This window comes from Bacillus cereus group sp. BfR-BA-01453, assembly GCF_022662915.1.
GTDB lineage: Bacteria > Bacillota > Bacilli > Bacillales > Bacillaceae_G > Bacillus_A > Bacillus_A paranthracis.
The window spans coordinates 45032-68123 of the sequence record NZ_JAKUEN010000001.1; the positions used below are offsets into that span (position 1 = coordinate 45032).

The window sequence follows — 23092 nt, forward strand, 5'->3', positions numbered from 1 at the left end:
CTATTATTCCACCTCAATCGGCTCTTCAACTAATTCTCCGTTAAGAGACCAAGTTTTTGCATCCGTTACTTTTACTTTCACAAGCTGACCAATTAAAGACTTTGGAGCAACAAAGTTTACAAGTTTATTTGTACGAGTATAACCTGCAAGTACTTCTGGATTATTTTTACTCTCTCCATCAACTAACACTTCTACAATTTGACCTTTATAACGATTATTCTTTTCAATTGCCAATTTATTTACTAATGCATTTAAGCGTTGAAGACGTTCTTTCTTTACTTCCATCGGTACATTGTCTTTCATTTTTGCAGCTGGTGTACCTTCACGCGGAGAATAAATAAAGGTAAAGGCAGTATCAAACCCTACTTCACGATATAACGACATCGTTTCTTCAAATTGCTCATCTGTTTCATTCGGGAAACCGACAATAATATCAGTTGTTAATACCGCGTTTGGAATCGCTTCTTTAATTTTTCTTACAAGCTCTAAATAATGCTCACGTGAATATTTACGCGCCATAATTTTTAACATTTCTGTGCTTCCAGATTGAACTGGTAAGTGAATATGTTCTACTAAGTTGCCACCTTTTCCAAGCACTTCAATTAAGTGATCATCGAAATCGCGTGGATGGCTCGTTGTAAAACGAATACGGGCAATATCAACTTTACGGAGCTCGTCCATTAAATCGCCAAGACCGTATTCTATATCTTCAAAGTCTTTACCATATGCATTTACGTTCTGTCCAAGTAACGTAATTTCTTTATAACCATTCGCAGCTAAATGACGAATCTCTTGGATAATGTCTTCTGGACGTCTGCTTCGCTCTTTTCCGCGTGTATACGGTACGATACAATATGTACAGAACTTATCACAGCCATACATAATATTTACCCAAGCTTTAATATCACCACGACGTACTTTCGGAAGATTTTCAATTACGTCTCCTTCTTTGGACCAAACTTCAACTACCGTCTCCTTCGAGAACATTGCATCTTTTAGAATGTACGGTAATCTATGAATATTATGCGTTCCAAACACCATATCTACATGCTGATTTTTTTGCATAATTTTATTTACAACAGATTCCTCTTGGGACATACAACCACATACACCAATTAAAAGATCAGGATTTCTTCGTTTTAGTGCCTTTAAATGCCCTAGTTCACCGAACACTTTATTTTCAGCATTTTCACGAATAGCACAAGTATTTAATAATACTACATCTGCTTCTTCAGTTGAAAAGGTTGGTTCATATCCAAGTGCAGTGAAAATACCCGCCATTACTTCTGTATCGTGCTCATTCATTTGACAACCATATGTACGAATATAAAACTTTCTTCCTGTACCGAAATTGCGAAACTCTTCAGGTAAGCCAAAATCCCGTTCAATTTTAACTTCTTCTTTCCCTCGCTTTTTCGCGTCTTTTAAGGAAGGTGGTTGGTATACACTTTCAAAGTATTTGCTATAATCTTTCTCTTCTTTTTTCGTAGAGGAATTCACTTGTTGACTTGCTAATCGTTGTTGCTCGTTCATCGGTAATCTCCTTTCACCCTTAACTATACACACTCTATAGTCCATTTTAATGCGCTTAGACCCACCTCAAAAATGGTTAGATAGCTTGAGAGATACTTGTCCTTTGAAACTTGAGTAATCAATCTAATCATCTATAAGAATGAAGTCTTCCCCACACAAATAGACATTCCCTTTTTGTATTTCTTTTGTCCTACTCAAAAGCATATTGCTTTATCCCTATACACATTACCATAGTATGAAGTGTTTCGCCAATTTTTACAAAGAAGAAGGCTTATCCTATTATTACATTTCCTAGTTAATGAACATGCAATTTTCATACAACGATTTACATATTATTTTACCATTCTGAATTTTCCAAGTAAATAAGACTGCTTTATATTTTTACTTATTAAAAAAGGCTGCCAAATGGCAACCTCCTCTTCTTACATTACATAAATTCAGCAACAAGCTCATCAAACATTTTCTGATCCATGTTTAAATCAGATTGCACTAAAGGCTTCTCACTATATCCTTTTACCAGTTCTTGGTATGAAGGCTGCGCTGTATTTTGATAAATTAACCCTGTTACTAATCCGTTGTTTTCCATTAATGTTTGCATAGCCATCATGCGATTAGACGGATCATATCCCTCTACTGTACTTAGTTTTGTTAAATTCTCTTTAAACCAATCGTAAGTATTTACTTTATTGTAAGTAACACATGGGCTGAATACGTTAATTAATGAAAATCCTTTATGGTTAATACCAGCTTCAATAATTTGTGTTAATTCTTTTAAATCACTTGAAAAGCTTTGCGCCACAAATGTTGCACCAGCTGTTAAAGCCATTTCCATAACATTTAGTGACGGTTCAATTGAACCTTGTGGTGTACTTTTCGTTTTAAATCCAGCTTCACTACGTGGTGAAGTTTGCCCTTTTGTTAATCCGTAAATTTGGTTATCCATTACGATGTACGTAATATCAATGTTACGACGAATAGAATGGATCGTATGTCCCATACCAATCGCAAATCCATCACCGTCACCACCTGATGCGATAACTGTTAAATCACGGTTTGCCATTTTTACACCTTGTGCAATTGGAAGGGCACGACCATGAATACTATGCACACCATATGAATTAATATAACCTGAAATACGACCTGAACAGCCGATACCAGAAATAACAGCAAGTTCATCTGGATTTAAGCCAACGTTAGCTGCCGCACGTTGAATTGCAGCTTGCACCGAGAAGTCTCCGCAACCTGGGCACCAGTTTGGTTTTACACTGTTACGAAAGTCCTTAAATGTTGCCATTTAATACAACCCCTTTTTTGCATTCGTTGTAAATCTCTTTCGGCAAGAATGGGTTCCCATCATATTTTAAAAGACTAGAAATTTTCTCACCGTTACCAAGATTCATTTTCATAATGTTAGCAAGTTGACCTGTTGCATTGTTTTCTACCACTACAACACGCTTCGCATTTTTCACAAGTGGATCGATTTCAGCTGTTGGGAACGGGTGAATTAAACGCACATGAGCATGGTTTACTTTCATACCCTCTTGTTCTAAGCGCTCCATTGCTTCTTCGATCGCACCACGAGTTGAGTTAAATCCAACAAGCAATACGTCTGCTTCTTCATGCTTAACATTTTTATAAACAGGGGTATTAAACTTCAAGTTCTCCATTTTACGGAAACGTTTGTCCATTTGATCTTTACGGTTTAATGCTGATTCAGATGGTTTACCAGTTTCATCATGTTCTACACCTGTAACATGGTGAACACCATTTTTCATACCAGGTAAAACACGTGGTGAAACGCCATCTTCTGTTACTTCATAACGCTTGAAGTATGCTTTATTTTCACGTTCTGGTAATTCCGCTTCTAAATCAAGCTTACCACGACGAATTTCCACTTTATCTAACTTAAGTGGTTCTACTGTCTGTTTCCCTAAAGAAAGCTGTAAATCTGTTAAGAAAATAACAGGTACTTGATATTCTTCAGATAAGTTAAACGCTTCTACAATATCATAGAAAGCTTCTTCCACTGTACTTGGCGCCATTACGATTTTTGGAATTTCACCGTGCGTACCGTAAATCATTGCCATTAAATCAGACTGCTCTTGTTTCGTTGGTAATCCTGTACTTGGACCACCACGTTGTGTATCAACAATTACTAATGGCGTTTCTGTAATACCTGCTAAACCAATCGCTTCCATCATTAAAGATAGACCTGGACCAGCAGATGCAGTTAATGTACGAACACCAGCATAGTTTGCACCGATTGCCATTGTACAAGCTGCAATTTCATCCTCAGTTTGGATTACTGTTCCGCCGACTTTTGGCAATTTTTTAATTAAGTATTCCATAATTTCAGATGCAGGTGTAATTGGATATGCAGACATAAAGCGAGCACCACCAGCTACTGCACCAAATGCGATCGCATCGTTCCCAATCATAAACATGCGCTTCTGACCATCAGCTTTTTCAAGCTGCATCATGTTTACTTTCTCACCTAGTAACTCTTTCATATATTGAGAGCCGCGCTTAATTGCGTCCATGTTCTTTTGAACGACTTGCTCTCCTTTACGACCAAAGATCTCTTCAACAACATCTAAATAAGCTGTTTCATCTAATCCTAATACCGCACTTGATGCTCCAACAGCAACCATGTTTTTCATTAATGATGTGCCTAATTCTGAAGCAATATCTGTAAACGGTATCACATATAGATTTACATCTGTATTGTCAGGTATTGTCGGATTAAATTTCGCATCTGCAACTACAATCCCGCCCGGACGTAGTTCGTGGAAGTTAAAATCAATTGTTTCTTGATCAAAAGCAATTAAAATATCTAAATCATCTGAGATCGCGCGTACTTCTGTTGTACTTACACGAATTTTATTATTTGTATGGCCGCCTTTTATACGTGATGAGAAGTGGCGGTAACCGTATAGGTAATATCCTAATCGGTTTAATGCAATACAGAAGATTTCTCCTGTACTTTCAATTCCTTCACCTTGTTGGCCTCCAACTTTCCATGAAAGTTGACTAATCATCTCCTACACCCCTTTTGGCTGCATTCATTGTAGTGTATTTTTTACAGTAATAGTTTAGCATTTTTTATGCAAATAAACTACAATGGACGCAAATTATGCCTCTTCTGATTTCCCTGAATCTTTAGTATAAAGCTATTTTGTTTTTCATTCTAGTATTAGGTCTTAAAAAAAGCAATAATATCAAATGAATTAATTCTAATTTTTCTGGATTTTTAAAACAAAAATTTTAAAAGCTTATATGTTCAACAAAATTATCATATAAAAATCGCTCTACAGTAGATGCAGCATAGTGTTTACAAAGCTCGTTAATTACATTTTCATAATCTCGATACGCTGATACATTTACAACTGTTTCTACTATCCCATCAAAATCCGAACCAAACCCTATATTGTTCTCTCCACCTAATGAACAAATATATTCGATATGTCTTACTATATCTGCTACATTCGCTTGTTTTTCATTTGTTAGAAACTGCGGTACAAAAGTGACACCGATCATGCCATTTCGCTTTATAAGAGCTTTAAGTTGTTCATCGTTTAAATTACGTGGATGCTGGCAAAGTTTCATACAATTTGAGTGGGAAGCAATAGGATTTTTTGCAATTTCTATAACATCCCAAAAACTTCTTTCATTCAAATGAGACACATCAGTCCATACATGTAACGCATTCAGTTCTTGTACAACATATTTACCAGAAGTCGTTAAACCTGCCCCACGTGTCTCTAGCGCACCATCAGCTAATAGATTGGCATAATTCCATGTTAGTCCAAAAGAACGTACTCCTAGGCGATACAACAACCGTAATTTCATTGCATCTTTTCCAAGTGCTTCACATCCTTCTAGTGTTAATATCGCTCCAATCTCGTCCTGTTTTAACATGTTCATATCATCTTTTGTCTGAATAAACTTAACACCTGGTAGGGATAAAATTTCATTATAAAAAATATCTACCATTTGTAATGCCACTTCAAATCGGTTTTCATATGCCACTGTTTCTGGCACATATATAGCAAAACATTGTATACTTCCTTTTCTTCTCTTTAACTGTTCAAACGTAATATGTAATTGCGAATCATGTTTAAAATCCTTTTTCCCCTTCGCATTCCATAACTGAAAGAGTACATCACAATGGGCATCAAAAATTTTCATTTCATTCCTCCATTATAAAAACAACCTGTTTGCATACTGCAAACAGGTTGTTTAAACTTAACGAGGTTCTACAATTAATTTTATTGCTGTACGCTCTTCCCCATCAATCATAATATCCGTAAACGCTGGGATACAAATCAGGTCCAAACCACTAGGCGCTACAAATCCTCTTGCAATTGCTACTGCCTTTACCGCTTGGTTCAATGCACCTGCACCAATGGCTTGAATTTCTGCTGTTCCGCGTTCGCGAATAACACCTGCAAGTGCACCAGCTACAGAATTAGGGACCGACGTTGCTTTAACTTTTAATATTTCCATTCCGCGTTTCCTCCTCGTTTCTATAAAAAGTATTAGCAATTATTTCACTTTAACTTATATTCACGAGGAATGACACGTATTCCTGCTAAATTTCTGTAATTTTTCTAAAAAATTAAAAAATAATAACTTATCTAAATTTTAATAGGAATTACTCAAAAAATGGCTGATCATCATTAATTAAAATACGCTCAATTTTCTTAGCTTTTCCCGTATTAGGGTCCACATCAATTAGCACTGCACTTAATTGTGTTCTACCATTTGTCACTTCAAATCGTACTGGTAAGTTTGTTAAAAACTTCTTCAATACTGCTTCTCGGTCCATACCTAAAATTCCATCGTACGGCCCTGTCATACCAACATCTGTGATATATGCCGTTCCGCTTGGTAAAATGCGATTATCTGCTGTAGGAACATGCGTATGTGTACCTACTACCGCTGTAGCACGACCATCTACATACCAACCTAACGCTTGTTTTTCGCTTGTAGTTTCCGCATGGAAATCAACAAAAATAATATTCGTACGTTTTTTCGCAATGTTAATTAATTCATCCACTTTACGGAATGGACAATCAATTGGAGGAAGGAACGTACGTCCTTGTAAGTTAATAACTGCAACTTCTGTTCCATTACAGTTCACAAAAATAAGCCCTTTTCCTGGAGTGCCTTCTGGGAAGTTAGCTGGTCTTGCAAGATATTTTGCATCATCAATAAATTCAAATACTTCACGGTTATCCCAAGCGTGATTTCCAAGTGTAACCGCTTGTGCTCCGCATTCTAAAAAGTTTCGGTATATTTTTTCCGTAATTCCACGTCCACCTGCTGCATTTTCCCCATTAATAATGGTTACTGTAGGTGTATATTTCTTCTTTAATGCCGGTACGTATTGTTGAATCATACCTCTACCAGGAGATCCTACTACATCCCCAACAAATAATATTCTCATATGTCTTACCCTTCCTATGTACTACATTTTTTATTACTATAGCTTCAAGTAATTATCTTACAATATATTTATTATAAGTTTGTTTCACTTGTATGCTAGGTATAACTAATTTCCTTTATTTTAACCAATTCCAACACAAAAAAATAAAGTGGTGTTTCACCACTTTATTTTGCGTATTCCACTGCACGTGTTTCACGAATAACAGTTACTTTAATATGCCCTGGGTAATCCAGTTCATTTTCAATACGTTTTCGAATATCACGAGCTAAACGATGAGCTTCTAAATCATCAATTGTATCTGGTTTTACCAGAATACGAACTTCTCGTCCTGCTTGAATTGCGAAAGATTTTTCTACGCCTTCATAAGACTCTGAAATCTCTTCTAACTTTTCAAGACGACGAATATAGTTCTCAAGTGTTTCACTACGAGCTCCAGGTCTTGCAGCTGATAATGCATCTGCTGCTGCAACTAAAACTGCAATGATAGAAGTTGGTTCTGTGTCTCCGTGGTGAGATGCAATACTGTTTATAACTACAGGATGCTCTTTATATTTCGTTGCGAGTTCAACACCAATTTCAACGTGGCTACCTTCTACTTCATGGTCAATCGCTTTACCGATATCATGTAATAGACCAGCACGTCTTGCTAGTTTTTCATCCTCACCAAGCTCTGCTGCCATAAGTCCAGTTAAATATGCCACTTCCATAGAGTGTTTTAAGACGTTTTGCCCGTAACTTGTACGGTATTTCAAACGACCTAAAATCTTAATTAAATCTGGATGTAATCCGTGAACACCCACTTCAAACGTTGTTTGCTCTCCGACTTCGCGAATATACTCGTCCACTTCACGTCTTGATTTTTCGACCATCTCTTCAATACGCGCTGGGTGAATACGTCCGTCCTGTACTAGTTTATCAAGAGCGATACGAGCTGTTTCACGACGAATTGGGTCGAATCCAGATAGGATAACCGCTTCTGGTGTATCATCGATAATTAGGTCAATACCTGTTAGCGTTTCTAACGTACGAATATTTCGACCTTCACGTCCGATAATACGTCCCTTCATTTCGTCATTTGGAAGATTTACAACCGAAACGGTTGTTTCAGCAACATGATCAGCTGCACATCTCTGCATTGCAAGAGATAAAATCTCTTTTGCTTTCTTATCTGCTTCTTCTTTCGCACGAACTTCACTTTCTTTTACCATTACGGCAATTTCATGAGAAACTTCACTTTCTACTTTACCAAGAATAATTGCTTTCGCTTGTTCGCGTGTCAGATTGGAAATGCGCTCTAATTCTGTTTGTTGCTTTTGAACTAACTCTCCCACTTTGCTTTCCAACTCTTCAATCTGTTGTTGTCTCGCTACAAGAGAATCCTCTTTCTTTTCTAACTGTTGCTCGCGTTTATCGAGCGTTTCGTCTTTACGATCAAGGTTCTCTTCTTTTTGCATTAAACGATTTTCTTGTTTTTGTAATTCGCTTCTACGGTCACGAATTTCTAATTCAGCTTCTGTACGAAGTGTATGAATTTCATCCTTTGCTTCTAAAAGCGCTTCTTTCTTAAGTGCTTCAGCCTCACGATTCGCTTCGTCTAGAATACGTTTCGCTTCATTGACTGCACCATTAATCTTCGCTTCAGCAATAGACTTTCGAACAAAAAAGCCAACAACTGCACCGACTGTTGCAAGCAAAATGGAGATGAGTATCCAAACTGTACTACTCATGATTTCACCTCCCCTTGCTATGAATGAAAAAAGACTGTCGGCATGTACATTGAATACCAACATACAGCAAAGACCGTCGTCCCGCTTTTTTAAGGGACTTTCTTCATTTCACAATTAAAATGTCATATTATTATTTCGGCAAGATTTAAGTCTTACTCCGAATATTACTTCTCTTCTTGAGAAGAGTGTTTCGTATATAAGAAAAAATATACATTCTCATTGTATCTATCGCAATTTTCATTGTCAAGCGTTGTCTACTTTTACTTTCTTTACCTTCAGCTCTAATTTATATAGGAATTTAAAAAGCAGAGAGCATATTATCCTGGAAAACCTTAGTAAATTCCAGTTTATTCATGTAAAACACGCATATATCCCTCTGTACACATAATGTTTTAGATGGATTAAATATTTTATCTCCAACGATATACAACGCTTTCATAATGATACAAAAATAAAAGACACGAAGCCGTGTCTTTTATCCCACTTTAATCAAGAAGACTTGGATCTTCCATATCTTCAGCACCTGAATCTTCGCTAATTCCGTGATGCTCACGAATAAAGAAGGCAATTTCTTCTCTTAAATCCGTATTTTCTTTTAAGAACTGCTTCGAATTTTCACGACCTTGTCCTAAGCGTTCTTCATTATAAGAGTACCAAGCACCGCTCTTTTGAACGATATCAAGTTCAGAAGCCATATCTAAGATTTCACCTTCTCTTGAAATACCTTCTCCGTACATAATATCAACTTCCGCAACACGGAATGGTGGTGCCACTTTATTTTTAACTACTTTTACTTTTGTTTTATTACCAACAATGTCGTTACCTTGTTTTAATTGCTCCGCACGACGCACTTCAAGACGAACAGTTGAATAGAACTTCAATGCACGACCACCTGGAGTTGTTTCTGGCACTATCTATAGATTTTCCATCTCTATAGTCCGGACTATCTCTTCATCTCTTTACAGAGAGCCTTGCACTTCCAGCAGTAGCCTATCATCTGCCGTACCCTACTCAGTTAACTAAAAGTTCTTTTCGGTAGTCTCTACACCTTCCCCATATCACTATGGAGCTTGGCACGGTATTACCCTAAATAATGGTGGGCTTCACCGTTAGCAACTATATGGATAGTTACACCCTTAGGCAATAAGGTTCACAAGGTTTTTAACATGCTATCACTAGCAAGGGAAACCCATGGTAAACTCCTTAATCTTTACGATTAAGCAACTTGTAGTTGATTTCCGAACATAACCCCAACTTTTTCACGAATTTGGTTAATAAAGATTGCGATTGTTTTTGATTTATTGATTGCACCTGAAAGTTTACGAAGTGCTTGAGACATTAGACGAGCTTGTAAACCTACGTGTGAGTCACCCATGTCTCCTTCAATCTCAGCTTTTGGTACAAGAGCTGCTACAGAGTCAATTACGATAATATCAACCGCACCACTTCGTACAAGTGCTTCTGCGATTTCTAAACCTTGCTCCCCTGTATCAGGTTGTGATAATAGTAATTCATCGATGTTAACACCTAGTTTTTGTGCATATACAGGATCCATTGCATGCTCAGCATCGATGAACGCTGCTTGTCCACCTTGGCGCTGTACTTCTGCAATTGCGTGTAATGAAACTGTTGTTTTACCTGAACTTTCAGGTCCGTAAATTTCGATAATACGGCCGCGTGGGTATCCGCCTACCCCTAATGCCACATCAAGTGCTAAAGAACCACTAGAAACCGTAGAAACTTTACGCTCTGCTTGTTCTCCTAATTTCATAATTGAACCTTTACCGAATTGCTTCTCTATTTGTTTTAACGCCATATCTAACGCTGCTTGACGATCACTCATTCAAAATTCCTCCTTAACTGAATTGCTAATCTTATTATACCTATTTTCAATTCAATTTGCCAACAAAAATCGAACATTTATTCGATTTTTTTATTTTCCATTAAATAGAACTGCATTTAACCATTAAAAAAGCTAGAAGAAACTTATATTTCTTCTAGCTTTTTATATAAATGATAAAATCCATATTTCGCTGAGCGTTCTCTAATTTGTTGGCGACTTCCACTTAAATTAAGAGGAAAGACTACAGTTGGTTCATCTTTAATCGCCAATCCAACAAATACTGTTCCCGGTTCTTTATGTTCTGAAGCATCCGGTCCTGCTACCCCAGTGAAACTAATCCCGATATCCGCTTCTAATAATTCTTTAACATTTTCAGCAAGATAACGAGCACATTCTTTACTAACTGCACCGTCAGTAAACAACACTTCCTCAGGTACATGTAAAACATGCTGCTTTACGTCATTATGATAACAAATGACACCGCCTTTAAATACGGAAGACACACCAGCACTTTCTGTTACTTGATTACCGAAGAGACCACCTGTTAAACTTTCCGCACACGCTAAAGTCAATCCTTTTTTCTTCAATAACTCTATCGCCTTATAATGCAGAAACTCTTGGTCATACCCGTAGAAAAATTCTCCTACTCTTTCTAAAATCAAATCTTCCACATGCTGAATGAGTTTCTCCGCTTCATGAGCATTTTGATGTTTAGCAGTTAAACGTAATGTCACTTCTCCATCATTCGCAAGCGGGGCAATTGTCGGATTCGTTTGTCCATCAATTAAATCTTGAACTTTCACCTCTAATTGAGATTCCCCAATTCCGAAAAAGCGAAGCACGCGAGAATAAATGTTTTCTCCTGTTGTAAAGTTACGTAAAAAAGGCTCCACATAACTTACATACATTGGTTTCATTTCTTTCGGTGGTCCTGGTAATAAAATATAAACTTTTCCGTTCTTATTTAATCCCATACCAGGTGCCATACCGTGATCATTTGCAAACACATTTGCTCCATTCAAAACGAGTGCCTGCTTTTTATTATTTTCAGTGAACTCACGACCTGTACGCTTAAAATAATTGCTTATTAATGCTAATGCATTTTCGTCATATACAAGCTCTTCCCCTAAGCTAGACGCAATTGTTTCCTTCGTTAAATCATCTTTTGTCGGTCCTAATCCACCTGTGAAAATGAGCATATCCGCACGTTCCTCTGCTACTTCAATCGCCTGCTGCAGTCGCTTGTTATTATCACCAACTACAGTATGGTAGTACACGTTAATTCCAATTGAAGCTAACTTTTCAGACAAAAACTGGGCGTTCGTATTTGCAATTTGTCCAAGTAATAATTCTGTTCCAACCGCAATGATTTCAGCGTTCATCCCAATTCCCCCATAAACTTCTATTTTGAGTTTACAAAAGCAGCTCTATTTTTCCAGAAATAATCCCATCCTGAAATAACAGTAAAAATTAATGCAATCCATATAAAGATATCAGCAACTGGAATATGGATTAAATTTAAAGGTACATCGTGTAATAAGTATGCCGCAATCGCGATGATTTGTGTCCATGTCTTAATTTTCCCTAGTTGATTTGCCGCAACTACTTCCCCTGTTCCAGCAAGTACAAGACGTAAACCAGTTACCGCAAACTCACGGCTTATAATAACAATAACGATCCAAGCAGGTACGTATTGCATCTCAACTAACGTGATAAGTGCTGCTGAAACAAGTAATTTATCAGCTAACGGGTCAAGGAACTTTCCTAAATTCGTTACAAGATTATACTTTCTTGCGTAATGTCCATCAATCCAATCTGTAGCCGAAGCAACAATAAAGATAATCGCTCCTACTAAATGTTGAATTGGTAAATCAACATCACCAATTGTGTATGAACCCCAATCAAAGGGTGCTAACATAATTACCATAAAAATTGGAATTAAGCAGATTCTAGATATCGTAATTTTATTTGGTAAATTCACAGCTATTCCTCCATCATATCAAAAACATTTGTTCATTGAAAAAAGTCATCGAAGCGATGACTGTTATTGTGCAGGTTGCTCTATCCCTAGATTTTTAATCAAGAATTTTTGATGATAATTCTCTTCTGGATTCAACGGGAATGTAACCACTTGGCCATTTAATTTAAATTCAACATTCGGTGCACTTCCTATATTAAGGTTTACCACTTTCGCTGTTGATAAATCATATTTTTGAGTTTGACCTTCCTCTATTGTTCCACTAAAGATATCATTTCCTGCCTCATTTTTAATACCTACATAACTTGCACCTTTTGTTGTAATTTCTAATTCTAACGTTTTATTGTTATGAATTTCCAAAGTGGACTCCTTACCAGTTGTCCCAACTACTTTGATTTCTTGTTGTCCAGTTGGCTGTGCTGGTTGTTCCTCTTTCTTCGGTTCTTCTTTCTTTGGTTCCTCTTTCTTTGGCTCTTCCGCTTTCACTTCATCTTTTTTCGTATCTAACGGAGAGTTTTCCGCTTTTTTAACTTCAATTTTCTCGCTTTGAGCATTCGGAACTTTCTCATCATCTTTTCCAGTCAACGCTTGGAAAACAAACCAAATTACTACTCCAATTGCAATAACTAACAGCGCAACTAAGATTTTTGGCATATGATCTGCAATTGGCCATGATGAAGACTTTTGCATTGTTTCTTGTGTTTTTTGTCCAGTTGATACTTGTGGAACGTCACGTTTTTCAGATTGCGGTATCGTACTCTGATATTCCACAAGCAGTTCTTCTCCATTTAATCCAACCGCATCTGCGTATTGTTTAATGAATGCACGCGCATAAAAAGCTCCTGGCAATACATCATAATTGCCTTCCTCAATCGCTACTAAATGGCGTTTTTGAATTTTTGTAATCTCATGCAGCTGATCAATAGACAAGCCTTTCGTTCCTCTTGCTTCTTTCAGCTTTTGTCCTAATTCTGTCACTACTAACACCTCAATATTTCTTTAAAAGTCAAACATAGAGAAATTATTTTGCGTACCTTGCTCAATTTCATCTACTAAATTATATTGAATTTCTTCATCATAATCGTTACGCAACTCGATAATATAATCAAAATCATCCAATGTGTATTCTGACTGACTCACAAATACGTCAGGATGTTCCACAACTTTCGTTGCAGGCAATCTCATAATTTCACGAACAAGCTGCCAATGCCTTTCGTTAGCACGCTTTGTTGACACGATTCCATCTAAGATGAAAATATTGTCGTCGCTATACTCATCTTCAATCAATTGACTACGAACAGTTTGCTTAATAAGAGTAGACGATACAAATAACCATCTTTTATTTGCACAAACACTTGCGGCAACAATGGATTCTGTTTTTCCAACACGAGGCATTCCTCGTATACCAATTAGCTTATGGCCTTCTTTTTTCATTATTTCAGCCATAAAGTCTACAAGTAACCCTAATTCATCACGCACAAACCGAAATGTCTTCTTATCATCTGCATCTCGTTGTATGTACCTACCATGTCTAACCGCTAGCTTATCTCTTAGCTTTGGCGGACGATATTTCGTTACCGTTATGTTATCCATCGTATTTAAAATTGATTCTAGTCTAGAGATTTGCTCTTGATTATCACACATAAGGAGTAATCCACGCCTTGCATTATCTACACCATTAATTGTGACAATATTAATGCCGAGCATACCGATTAACGAAGAAACGTCACCAAGCAAGCCAGGTCGGTTTTTATGTATTTCATATTCAAAATACCATTCAATCATCCAAGATCACTCCCCTTGCTTACTTTACACCTACGTACTATATTATATGATTTCACCTTAATAGGGAAGCTAAATGTATAATCTATCCCTTTCAATTATTATACAAAAAAATAGAGAGGAGAATCCCCTCTCTATTTTTTACTTATGTTGTACAAACTTTACCATTAAGTTTGCGATTGTATGCTGCTCTTGTTCGTCAGCAACTTTCCAAAGCTCAGCTAATAATTTCTCTTGATCGTTGCGTGCTTCTACTTCATTCGCTAAATAGTCACCAACACGAAATGCCATATCTGATACAGCACCACCATCAAGACCTTTTCCTTGCGCTTGCTCTAAACGTTCTCCTAAAAAGCTCTTCCATTGATCAAAATTATCTAAAACTGACATGTGTAAGCACCTCACTACTTAGTAATAGAATCATGCTTAATTTGTACAGTTTTTCATTTTTTATGTAAGAAATTTTTAGCAATGCCAACCGCCGTTCACTCCGATAATTTGTCCCGTTATATAAGATGCACCTGGAGATACAAGAAATGACACTGTTTTCGCTACTTCTTCCGGTAATCCTAATCGTCCTAACGGAATCTCTTCCGCAATTTCATTCTTATCCTCTTCTGAAAATACGTTTAACATTTCCGTTTCAATTGCACCTGGCGCCACCGCGTTCACTCTTATTCCACTTAATGAAACCTCTTTTGCTAAAGCTTTCACATATGAATTTTGCGCACCTTTTACCATCGAGTAAAGCACTTCACATGACGCGCCAATTTGTCCCCATATAGATGAAACAAGTACAATATTACCGCTTCTCCGTTGAATCATAGATGGCAATGCCATCGATAATAATTTATAGATACTCTTCACTTGAAGTTCTACCATATCATTCAATTCATCGTTCGTTACATCTGTTACGAGTCCAAAAATACTCTTCCCAGCTGCATATACGATAACATCAAGAGGATGTTCAATTTGTTTCCACAATTGCTCTGCTCCATCAGTAGAAGCTAAATTCGCTTGAACAGGAATTACTTCACCCCATTCTTTCTGCAACTCATTCACTTTCTCTTCACTGTTATTATAATGAACATATACTGTATATCCATCTTGAATTAATTGTTTCGAAATAGCAGAGCCAATCCCTCCGCTCCCTCCAGTTACTAATGCATACTTTTTCATACAATTCCTCTCTTATCTCAACAAAATCTTTTCCCTACAAATAAATAATACCCTCATCTTACAATTTATCAATGATAAGATGAGGGTATTATTATGAAACCTTTTATTTTTTCGGTAAAACTTGACAAACACTCATTTTCTCTTCTGATGACAGTAATTGAGCTACTTCTTGTAAATCTTGAACAGTTAAACTTTCTAATACAGTCAATGCATCAAACAGACTCGATTCATTAAACGCATATCGTGTAAATTGATTTGCAATATATTCCGGTGAATTCAAGGAACGTAAAAAGCCACCTATTTTCTTTTTCTTTACTCGTTCTAATGCCACCTCATCTAATTGATCATAATTTGTATTTAATAAAATACCTTTCAAACGCTCTTCCAGCTCATCAGGTTGCTTCGTATCGCCGCCAACCATTGCAAAACCGAAGTTATTCTCTTCTGTATAATCATACGAGAACGAATCATCAATGAGCCCTTCATTATATAAAGATTCGTAATGAACGGAGCTTTTCCCAAATAAATAATCTAAAAGTAACGTAAGCGCAATTTCTTGTTTTAAAAGGGCTTCCCCTTTTTCTTTTAAGTTTGTCGCTTTAATACCAACTAAACATTTCGGAGTTTGTACAGGCATTGAAATAATTTTCTTCTTTTCATTTACCTCATCTGGTTCTTCTTCGAATGAACGTATTATTTCTGGTTGGTTTTTATAATCTTTTTCCGCTTGATTTTCACGTATCAAATCCATCGTTTTCTCTGGATCAATTGCCCCTACAACAAACATTAACATATTGCTTGGATGATAAAACGTTTCATAACATTCATATAGTAGGTCTTTCGTAATTTTACTAATAGACTCGATTGTACCCGCAATATCAATTTTAATCGGGTGCTTTACAAATAAACTATCTATTAATCCAAAGTATAAGCGCCAATCTGGATTATCTTGATACATTTGAATTTCTTGCCCGATAATACCCTTCTCTTTTTCAACTGTTTTTTCAGAAAAGTAAGGCTCTTGTACGAAGTTTAACAATGTATTTAAATTTTGTTCTACATTTGATGTACACGAAAAAAGATAAGCTGTTCTTGTGAAAGACGTGAAAGCATTCGCGGATGCCCCTTGTTTACTAAACAATTGGAAAGCGTCATGATCTTCTTTTTCAAATAATTTATGCTCAAGAAAATGAGCAATCCCATCAGGTACACGAATCATTTCTTCTTTACCTAGTGGTACGAATGTATTATCCACAGAACCATATTTTGTCGTAAACGTTGCAAATGTTTTATTAAATCCTTGCTTCGGTAAAATATATACATCTAATCCATTAGGAAGTTTTTCATAATAGAGTGTCTCTTTTAATTGCTCATAAACAATTTTCTCCATTTATTCTCCCTCCGTTCCGTGTAAAAAGTAAATTGTATCTAGTTCAATATTTTTAGCAACTTTTACGATCTCTTCTTTCGTCACACTTTCAATGCCTGTAAGCCATTCTTCAACCGGACGCGTACGATTTGAAATAATACCATGATACAGCATTTCCACAAATCCGCGCGGTGTATCAATTGCTTCTAATATTTGATTTTGAATGACACTTTTCGTTTGATGCATCTCTTCTTCAGAAAAATCACCATTTTGCATTGCAAGCATTTGCTCTTTAATAATCTCAACCGCTTTTTCATAATTTTTCGCTTCGATTCCTGACATGACAAATAATAAACCTTTATGACTTTCAAAGCGAGATGCTGCATAGTACGCTAAACTATTTTTTTCACGAACATTAACGAATAACTTCGAATGAGAAAATCCTCCAAACAATCCATTGAACAATTGCAGCGCAAAATAATCTTCGTCTTTATACGTAATAAATGTACGATATCCGATGTGTAATTTACTTTGTTTTAATTCTTGTTTTTCCACAACTTCTTTTTCTTCATTATTTCTCTTATGAAGAAGTACATTTCTTTCCCTCACAGGACGTGCTGAAATAGAAAAATACTTACTTACAAGATCAACTGCGTTTTCTGAAATATCACCAATAATGTATAGGTCCATTTCATCTTCCGCTAACACTTTTTGATAATATTGATACAAACTTTCATTTGTAATAGAAGAAACACTCTCTTTTTTCCCATTTGCGCTTAAACGATATGGTTCTACTTTGCACATTTCTTCAATTAAACGCTCGTTTGCATAACGCATTTTATCATCATACGTCGCTTCAATTCGTTGTAAGAGCGCTCTCTTTTCACTTTCTACAATAGAAGGCAAAAAACCATTCCCCTCTTTCGCTGGATGTAAAACGATATCCGATAACATAGAAAGCGCTTTTTCAAATAACGGTGGTGCATCATGTAAATATACTTCATTTGCAATGTCTACATAAATAGAGATGATATGGTCTTCTCCTTTTTTACTTACATCTACTGCCAAAGAAGATCCGTATAATTCTTCTAAATATTGACGAAGACGAATTACAGAAGGAAGCTTTTCCGTCGCACTTTGCAATACGTATGGCAATAGGGCACGCTCTGTCACCGTCTCCTCATTTAAAGGTGCTTTCAAACGAAATACAAATGTATTTGTTTTATATTTATCAGTTGGAATAATATGTACTCGTAAACCACCTAGCTCATGTAACTGTTGTTCCATCAGTTTCATTTATAGCCCTCCTTTACGTATATAGGAATATTCCTCTTCAATATACAGTTTTTAGAAATAAAAAATCAACTTTTCTTCCTCACTATACTTACATTAGGCCCTTTCTAAAAACTGTAATATGTAAGGAACATAGTAAAATTCCGTATTAAATATAGTCTATGTAAAAAAGCCCGCACTAATGTGCGAGCTTTTTTTATACTTATCGTTTTCCTTTTTCATAAGGAGTTCCTAATGCTTTCGGAGCTTCAGAACGACCTACAAAACCAACAAGCGCTAATATTGTGAATACATACGGCAATATCGTTAAGAATACACTTGGAATTTCTTTTAGTACTGGAATTGTACCGCCTGTTATTCCTAATGATTGAGCAAATCCGAAGAACAGAGCCGCTCCAAGAGCACCGAGTGGATTCCATTTACCGAAAATCATTGCTGCTAACGCCAAGAAACCTTGTCCAGTAATTGTAGCACCTGAGAAGTTACCAGAAATCGACATAGCGAAGACCGCTCCACCAACTCCTGCAAACATTCCAGATATAGCAACTGCAATATAACGCATTTTATATACGTTAATCCCCATCGTATCCGCTGCCATTGGATGCTCACCAACCGCACGAAGACGAAGACCGAACGGCGTTTTATAAATGATATACCAAACGACAAACGCTAAAATAATAGCAATATATGATGTTAACGGTACATTAGAGAAAAAGATTTTTCCGATTACCGGAATATCCGAAAGACCCGGAACATCGATTTTTTCAATGCGGTATTGAATGAAATCAGTTTGTCCTTTGCCAAAGATTTTCTTAATCGCAAATACTGTTAAACCAAGTGCTAAGAAGTTAATTGCTACTCCGCTCACTACTTGATCTGCACGGAATGTAATGGATGCTACTGCGTGAAGAAGTGCAAACAATCCACTACCAATTGCTGCAAATAATAATGCAATCCAAGGAGTCATCGATCCCCACGTATCACCCATTAATAACGTTGTAACAATACCAATAAATGCACCAAATAACATTAAACCTTCTAACGCTATATTTACAACTCCAGAACGTTCACTGAACACTCCACCTAACGCCGTAAAAATAAGTGGCGCTGCCGTATATAACGTACCCGTCACAAGAATGGCTAAAATATCTAAAAAGCTCATTTATTTCCCCTCCTTGCTCATGCGTGTAAGTGCCCAGCGTAAAACATAACTGCACGCTACAAAGAAAATAATACATGCAATAATAACGTTAATTAACTCCGAAGGTACATCTGCTTCGAAATTCATTTGTGGTGCTGCACTTTTCAAACCACCAAACAGTAAAGCCGCTAATAGTATACCAAATGGATTATTTCCGCCTAAAAGTGCTACCGCAATCCCATCAAATCCAATACCAGTAAACGAAGACATTGCTGTCATACTTTGGAATGTCCCTAATCCTTCCATAGCTCCACCAATTCCTGCAAAAGCACCAGCAATTGTCATTGATAATACAACATTACGCGATACTTTCATTCCTGCGTATTGAGAGGCATTTTGGTTAAAACCAACCGATTTTAATTCATACCCTAACGTTGTTCTATCTAATAAGAACCACATTACAATCGCAATGATAATAGCCACAACAATTCCCCAGTGTAAACGAGATCCATCTGTCAATGAAGATAACCAATCAGAAGCTAACGAAGCACTTGCTTGTACGTCATAAGATTTTTCATTACCTTCGTGGATAAAACGTTTAATAAGATCATACGTAACATAAAGTGCAATGTAGTTCATCATAATTGTAACAATTACTTCATTTACTTTAAGTTTCCCTTTTAAATATCCAGGTATAAAACCCCATAAACCGCCGACAATTGCCGCCACTAAAATAGATAACGGAATATGCAAAATTGCTGGTAACGACACTGCATATCCAAACCAAACAGCAGCGAGCCACCCAACTAATAACTGTCCTTCCACCCCAATATTGAAAAGACCTGTACGAAATGCAAATGCTACTGAAAGACCAGCTAATACAAGCGGAATCATCGTACGCAACGTCTCACCGATAGCTTGTGGATTGCCAACCATCCCTTCCCAAAGCGCGGCATATCCAACAATTGGATCATATCCACTAACTAACATTACAATGGCACCAACAAGTAAACCGAAAACTACGGATAACACAGGTACTAAAATATTAATTGTTCGTTCTGTTAAAAATTTTTTAGCCATTTGTGTTCACCTTCTCTTTCCCTGTCCCGCCGGCCATTAATAATCCAAGCTGTTGTTCATTTGTTTCTTTCGCATCGACAATCGCTACAATTTTCCCTTCATATATAACAGCCACTCGATCGCTTACATTTAAAATTTCATCCAGTTCTAAAGATAAAAGCAATACTGCCTTACCATTATCTCTCTGCTCAATTAATTTTTTATGAATAAATTCAATCGCACCTACATCTAAACCACGTGTCGGCTGTGCTGCAATTAATAAATCTGGATTACGATCTACCTCACGTGCAATAATTGCCTTTTGTTGGTTTCCACCAGATAGAGCACGAGCTAACGTTTGTTCACTAGGTGTACGTACATCAAACTGTTCAATAAGTGCTTTCGCTTTTTCTGTAATTTTACTAAAATTTAAAATCCCTTTCTTTGAAAATGGATTTTTATAGTATGTTTGTAAAACAATATTGTCCCGAACAGAAAAATCGAGAACAAGTCCGTGTTTATGGCGGTCTTCAGGAATATGACCAATCCCCTCTTCTGTTATTCTTCGAACAGGCCAATTCGTTATTTCTTTTCCTTTAATTGCAATAGAACCTGACTCAACTTTTCGTAAACCAGTAATCGCCTCTATTAATTCACTTTGACCATTTCCATCAATCCCTGCAATCCCAACGATTTCTCCTGCACGAACAGTTAAGTCAAGGCCTTTTACAGCAGGTAACTTGCGCGTATCATGAACAATTAGGTTTGCAATAGATAGTACTTCTTCCATTGGTTTAGCTTCTATTTTTTCTGTTTTAAAATTCACTTGACGTCCGACCATTAACTCTGCAAGTTTATGCTCATCCGTTTCCGCTACATCAACAGTACCAATCCCCTTACCTTTACGAATAATTGTACAACGATCGCAAACTTCCATAATTTCTTTTAACTTATGTGTAATAAGGATGATAGATTTCCCCTCTTGCACAAGCTTTTTCATAATTTGAATCAACTCATGAATTTCTTGAGGAGTTAACACCGCGGTTGGCTCATCAAATATTAAAATCTCAGCACCACGATAAAGAGTCTTTAATATTTCAACCCTTTGCTGCATCCCAACAGAAATATCTTCAATTTTCGCATGTGGATCAACAGCCAAACCATACTGTTCAGATAATTGCTTAATTTCTTTTGCCGCTTCTTCAACAGCAATTTTCCCGTTTTTCTTCGGCTCATTTCCAAGAATAATATTCTCTGTAACTGTAAAATTATGAACAAGCATAAAATGCTGATGGACCATCCCAATACCAAGGTCATTTGCTATATTCGGATTTGTAATTTTTACAGGTTTTCCTTTAATTTTAATTTCACCTTGTTCTGGTTGGTACAAACCAAATAGTACATTCATCAATGTGGATTTCCCTGCACCATTTTCTCCAAGTAAAGCATGTATTTCTCCCTGTTTTACTTGCAGCGTAATATCGTCATTCGCTACAATGCCTGGGAATACTTTTGTAATATTGTTCATCTCAATTACGTATTCCATTTTGTTCCTCCTTTTAGCAGGGAACACTCCCTAATTACACTCTATTAAAAGTATTTTTATATATGCAAAGGTTAGTTCTACGAACTAACCTTTGCTATTTCTCTATTATTATTTCTTTAGAGAAGCTTCATATGTTTTATATTCTTCGTCAGTTGCAGGGACTTTAATTTCACCGTCAGTGATTTTCTTCTCAAGCTCTTCTACTTTTGTTAAGATTTCTGGATTTACTTTTTTCACATTGTCAGTAGATTTCGCAATACCAACACCGTCATCTTTTAATCCGAATTCTTCTACTTTACCGCCTTTTAATTTACCATCTTTCGCTTCTTGTGCTACTTTTGCTACTGCAATATCAACACGTTTTACCATTGATGTTAAAGTTACGTTTTCAGGCATACCTTCTTGATTTTGGTCACGGTCAACACCGATTACCCAAACGTTTTCACCTTTTTTCTTACGGTTTTTCGCTTCTGTGAATACACCGTTACCAGTTGCACCTGAAGCATGATAAATTACGTCAACTCCACCACCGTACATTGCTGAAGCTAATACAGAGCCTTTTTCTGGTTTATCAAATGCATCAGCATATTGTGATACGATTTCGATATTTGGATTTACTGCTTTTGCACCAGCTTTAAAGCCTGATTCAAATTTTGTAATTAATGGGCTTTTTACACCACCAACAAACCCAACTTTATTTGATTTTGTCGTCATCGCTGCTACAGCACCAACTAGGAATGAACCTTCATGGTCTTTAAATGTAATACTTGTTACGTTTGGCTTCTCTACAACTGTATCTACAATCGCAAATTGCTCTTTTGGATATTGTTCAGCTACCTTTGCAATTGATTTTTCCATTAAGTAACCAATACCAAATGTTGTGTTATAATGATCTTTCGCAAATTTCGTTAAATTCGGGATATAATCCGCATCTTTACTAGATTGAAGATAACGATATCCTTCATTTTTCTTTAAGTCATTGTCTTTACCGAACTTCGTTAAACCTTCCCAAGCTGATTGGTTAAATGATTTGTCATCAACGCCCCCAACATCTGTAACCATACCAACCTTAAACTCTTTTTTGTCGCTACTCGCTTTATCCGAGTTACCACATGCACCTAACACCGCACTTGCTGCTAATGTTAATGATAATAAAAGACCTGTTTTTTTCTTCATACTAGAAACCCCTCCTG

At 36.6% G+C, this 23092-nt stretch carries 19 protein-coding genes and 2 pseudogenes; all 21 read right to left on the reverse strand.

The features are described from left to right. Positions 1–3: 3 nt before the first annotated feature. The 21 genes and pseudogenes from miaB to MR070_RS00305 all read right to left on the reverse strand — a co-directional run bounded on the left by miaB (position 4) and on the right by MR070_RS00305 (position 23075). On the reverse strand, positions 4–1533 hold the full coding sequence (gene miaB, locus MR070_RS00205) for a tRNA (N6-isopentenyl adenosine(37)-C2)-methylthiotransferase MiaB (protein ID WP_001005403.1): 1530 nt from the start codon (positions 1531–1533) through the stop codon (positions 4–6). Between the two features lie 427 nt (positions 1534–1960). After that, positions 1961–2827 (reverse strand): 2-oxoacid:ferredoxin oxidoreductase subunit beta, encoded by an 867-nt coding sequence (locus tag MR070_RS00210; protein ID WP_000190154.1) that lies wholly within the window; start codon positions 2825–2827, stop codon positions 1961–1963. Beyond that, positions 2814–4571 carry a 2-oxoacid:acceptor oxidoreductase subunit alpha gene (locus tag MR070_RS00215; protein ID WP_000625425.1) on the reverse strand — a complete coding sequence of 586 codons (1758 nt, stop codon included), beginning with the start codon at positions 4569–4571 and terminating at the stop codon, positions 2814–2816. The genes MR070_RS00210 and MR070_RS00215 overlap by 14 nt, the downstream gene beginning before the upstream one ends. 226 nt (positions 4572–4797) lie before the next feature. Further along, on the reverse strand, positions 4798–5721 hold the full coding sequence (locus MR070_RS00220) for a dipeptidase (RefSeq protein ID WP_242260365.1): 924 nt from the start codon (positions 5719–5721) through the stop codon (positions 4798–4800). Between the two features lie 57 nt (positions 5722–5778). Next, positions 5779–6039 (reverse strand): stage V sporulation protein SpoVS, encoded by a 261-nt coding sequence (gene spoVS / locus MR070_RS00225; protein ID WP_000404341.1) that lies wholly within the window; start codon positions 6037–6039, stop codon positions 5779–5781. Between the two features lie 148 nt (positions 6040–6187). Next, positions 6188–6982: a TIGR00282 family metallophosphoesterase gene (locus MR070_RS00230; RefSeq protein ID WP_001221095.1), complete on the reverse strand. Its 795-nt coding sequence runs from the start codon at positions 6980–6982 to the stop codon at positions 6188–6190. Between the two features lie 164 nt (positions 6983–7146). Further along, entirely contained in the window at positions 7147–8709 is a 1563-nt protein-coding gene (gene rny, locus MR070_RS00235; protein ID WP_242260367.1) for a ribonuclease Y, read from the reverse strand. A 485-nt stretch (positions 8710–9194) separates the two neighbouring features. Continuing rightward, positions 9195–9617: pseudogene (locus tag MR070_RS00240) on the reverse strand (recombinase RecA family protein); the annotation flags it as partial. A 326-nt stretch (positions 9618–9943) separates the two neighbouring features. Next, positions 9944–10552 (reverse strand): annotated as a pseudogene (recA, locus tag MR070_RS00245) (recombinase RecA); the annotation flags it as partial. Positions 10553–10695: 143 nt separating this feature from the next. Next, on the reverse strand, positions 10696–11934 hold the full coding sequence (gene cinA / locus MR070_RS00250) for a competence/damage-inducible protein CinA (protein ID WP_000990725.1): 1239 nt from the start codon (positions 11932–11934) through the stop codon (positions 10696–10698). A 20-nt stretch (positions 11935–11954) separates the two neighbouring features. Then, positions 11955–12533 (reverse strand): CDP-diacylglycerol--glycerol-3-phosphate 3-phosphatidyltransferase, encoded by a 579-nt coding sequence (gene pgsA, locus MR070_RS00255; RefSeq protein WP_001052964.1) that lies wholly within the window; start codon positions 12531–12533, stop codon positions 11955–11957. 63 nt (positions 12534–12596) lie between these two features. Then, positions 12597–13508 carry a helix-turn-helix domain-containing protein gene (locus MR070_RS00260; protein WP_044791590.1) on the reverse strand — a complete coding sequence of 304 codons (912 nt, stop codon included), beginning with the start codon at positions 13506–13508 and terminating at the stop codon, positions 12597–12599. 21 nt (positions 13509–13529) lie between these two features. After that, entirely contained in the window at positions 13530–14315 is a 786-nt protein-coding gene (locus MR070_RS00265; RefSeq protein ID WP_000574107.1) for a DUF3388 domain-containing protein, read from the reverse strand. 138 nt (positions 14316–14453) lie between these two features. After that, a complete protein-coding gene (locus tag MR070_RS00270; RefSeq protein WP_000114454.1) occupies positions 14454–14702 on the reverse strand; it encodes a DUF3243 domain-containing protein in 249 nt (82 codons plus the stop codon). A gap of 75 nt (positions 14703–14777) precedes the next feature. Further along, entirely contained in the window at positions 14778–15491 is a 714-nt protein-coding gene (ymfI, locus tag MR070_RS00275; RefSeq protein ID WP_000759622.1) for an elongation factor P 5-aminopentanone reductase, read from the reverse strand. A gap of 103 nt (positions 15492–15594) precedes the next feature. Then, entirely contained in the window at positions 15595–16881 is a 1287-nt protein-coding gene (yfmH, locus tag MR070_RS00280; protein ID WP_000411943.1) for an EF-P 5-aminopentanol modification-associated protein YfmH, read from the reverse strand. Next, positions 16882–18156 carry an EF-P 5-aminopentanol modification-associated protein YfmF gene (gene yfmF / locus MR070_RS00285; protein ID WP_000772429.1) on the reverse strand — a complete coding sequence of 425 codons (1275 nt, stop codon included), beginning with the start codon at positions 18154–18156 and terminating at the stop codon, positions 16882–16884. 199 nt (positions 18157–18355) lie between these two features. Continuing rightward, the gene (locus MR070_RS00290; protein WP_000008842.1) at positions 18356–19315 is read right to left on the reverse strand and encodes an ABC transporter permease; all 960 of its coding nucleotides are present in this window, start codon (positions 19313–19315) and stop codon (positions 18356–18358) included. Beyond that, positions 19316–20374: an ABC transporter permease gene (locus tag MR070_RS00295; protein ID WP_001074499.1), complete on the reverse strand. Its 1059-nt coding sequence runs from the start codon at positions 20372–20374 to the stop codon at positions 19316–19318. Then, complete coding sequence (locus MR070_RS00300; RefSeq protein WP_000456919.1) at positions 20367–21899, reverse strand: ABC transporter ATP-binding protein; 1533 nt, start codon at positions 21897–21899, stop codon at positions 20367–20369. The genes MR070_RS00295 and MR070_RS00300 overlap by 8 nt, the downstream gene beginning before the upstream one ends. 108 nt (positions 21900–22007) lie before the next feature. Next, complete coding sequence (locus MR070_RS00305) at positions 22008–23075, reverse strand: BMP family lipoprotein (RefSeq protein ID WP_000730591.1); 1068 nt, start codon at positions 23073–23075, stop codon at positions 22008–22010. Positions 23076–23092: the final 17 nt, after the last annotated feature.

What these genes read in the sequence shown, in the direction of transcription:
- miaB (WP_001005403.1), bottom strand. Translation starts at nt 1,533, where the DNA reads ATGAACGAGCAACAACGATTAGCAAGTCAACAAGTGAATTCCTCTACG.
- MR070_RS00210 (WP_000190154.1), bottom strand. Translation starts at nt 2,827, where the DNA reads ATGGCAACATTTAAGGACTTTCGTAACAGTGTAAAACCAAACTGGTGC.
- MR070_RS00215 (WP_000625425.1), bottom strand. Translation starts at nt 4,571, where the DNA reads ATGATTAGTCAACTTTCATGGAAAGTTGGAGGCCAACAAGGTGAAGGA.
- MR070_RS00220 (WP_242260365.1), bottom strand. Translation starts at nt 5,721, where the DNA reads ATGAAAATTTTTGATGCCCATTGTGATGTACTCTTTCAGTTATGGAAT.
- spoVS (WP_000404341.1), bottom strand. Translation starts at nt 6,039, where the DNA reads ATGGAAATATTAAAAGTTAAAGCAACGTCGGTCCCTAATTCTGTAGCT.
- MR070_RS00230 (WP_001221095.1), bottom strand. Translation starts at nt 6,982, where the DNA reads ATGAGAATATTATTTGTTGGGGATGTAGTAGGATCTCCTGGTAGAGGT.
- rny (WP_242260367.1), bottom strand. Translation starts at nt 8,709, where the DNA reads ATGAGTAGTACAGTTTGGATACTCATCTCCATTTTGCTTGCAACAGTC.
- cinA (WP_000990725.1), bottom strand. Translation starts at nt 11,934, where the DNA reads ATGAACGCTGAAATCATTGCGGTTGGAACAGAATTATTACTTGGACAA.
- MR070_RS00265 (WP_000574107.1), bottom strand. Translation starts at nt 14,315, where the DNA reads ATGATTGAATGGTATTTTGAATATGAAATACATAAAAACCGACCTGGC.
- MR070_RS00270 (WP_000114454.1), bottom strand. Translation starts at nt 14,702, where the DNA reads ATGTCAGTTTTAGATAATTTTGATCAATGGAAGAGCTTTTTAGGAGAA.
- ymfI (WP_000759622.1), bottom strand. Translation starts at nt 15,491, where the DNA reads ATGAAAAAGTATGCATTAGTAACTGGAGGGAGCGGAGGGATTGGCTCT.
- yfmH (WP_000411943.1), bottom strand. Translation starts at nt 16,881, where the DNA reads ATGGAGAAAATTGTTTATGAGCAATTAAAAGAGACACTCTATTATGAA.
- yfmF (WP_000772429.1), bottom strand. Translation starts at nt 18,156, where the DNA reads ATGAAACTGATGGAACAACAGTTACATGAGCTAGGTGGTTTACGAGTA.
- MR070_RS00290 (WP_000008842.1), bottom strand. Translation starts at nt 19,315, where the DNA reads ATGAGCTTTTTAGATATTTTAGCCATTCTTGTGACGGGTACGTTATAT.
- MR070_RS00295 (WP_001074499.1), bottom strand. Translation starts at nt 20,374, where the DNA reads ATGGCTAAAAAATTTTTAACAGAACGAACAATTAATATTTTAGTACCT.
- MR070_RS00300 (WP_000456919.1), bottom strand. Translation starts at nt 21,899, where the DNA reads ATGGAATACGTAATTGAGATGAACAATATTACAAAAGTATTCCCAGGC.
- MR070_RS00305 (WP_000730591.1), bottom strand. Translation starts at nt 23,075, where the DNA reads ATGAAGAAAAAAACAGGTCTTTTATTATCATTAACATTAGCAGCAAGT.